Source organism: Bradyrhizobium sp. Leo170 (assembly GCF_004296405.1).
In the GTDB taxonomy this organism is placed as follows: Bacteria; Pseudomonadota; Alphaproteobacteria; order Rhizobiales; family Xanthobacteraceae; genus Bradyrhizobium.
Genome location: NZ_PSRR01000781.1, coordinates 1 through 867, shown reverse-complemented (window position 1 = coordinate 867; position 867 = coordinate 1). Strand labels below are relative to the sequence as shown.

Here is an 867-nt window from a genome sequence, read left to right as displayed (position 1 = left end):
CGGGTTAGTGAAGTCGTCCGGCTGAAGGTGAGCTCGATCGACAGCAAGCGAATGTTGATCCACATCGAGAACGGCAAGGGCGGCAGGGATCGTTACGCGATGCTTTCTCCGCGACTGCTGGAGGTTCTGCGTACGTACTGGATGCGAGCCCGACCGGGGCTGTGGCTGTTTCCAGGCCAAGACCCAAGTGAACATGTCAGCGTCCGCTGCGTCCAAGCGGCCTGCCGCGCCGCCCGCCGCCGCGCTCGGCTTGCCAAGCCGATTACTGTCCATACCCTCCGGCACTCGTTTGCGACCCATCTCCTGGAAAGCGGGATCGACATTCGCATCATTCAGGTCTTGCTCGGACATGCCGACCTGGGATCGACCGCGCGCTACGCTCAGGTTGCGACCAATCTGCTCGCCCGCACGACCAGTCCATTCGATGGACTCTCCATCAGGGTGATCCCACCCGACTGAGCTGCGCATATGCGCCCCGTGCTCGAGGTGGCGGACATCCTCCGCCGCCACGGCGGCGCGTTCCGTGCCGCGCAGGGTCCTCGGCTCTCGTCCGACCAGCGCCGTGTGATGGCGGCCATCGAGGCGTGTCGCACAGCGACGCTCGGCGGCCACGTCGAGCGGTGCGACGACTGCGGCCTGGTCCGCGTTGCCTACAACAGCTGTCGCGATCGGCACTGTCCAAAGTGCCAGGCGCTCGCGCGCGCCCAATGGCTCGCCGAGCGCCAGACCGACCTGCTGCCGGTCCCCTATTTCCATGTCGTCTTCACCGTGCCGGCGCTCGTGGCCGCCATCGCGCTGCAGAACAAGGCGGTGGTCTACGACATCCTGCTCAAGGCGGCAGGCGAGACGATCCGTCTCATCAGCGCC

At 65.9% G+C, this 867-nt stretch carries 2 protein-coding genes; both read left to right on the top strand.

Annotation, left to right across the window (positions count from 1 at the left end; genetic code table 11):
- A partial coding sequence (locus CWO89_RS44670; RefSeq protein WP_165421628.1) for a tyrosine-type recombinase/integrase occupies positions 1-459 on the top strand: 459 nt, incomplete at its 5' end.
- A gap of 9 nt (positions 460-468) precedes the next feature.
- Positions 469-867: IS91 family transposase (locus CWO89_RS44665; protein WP_207234720.1), on the top strand; the 399-nt coding region annotated here is incomplete at its 3' end.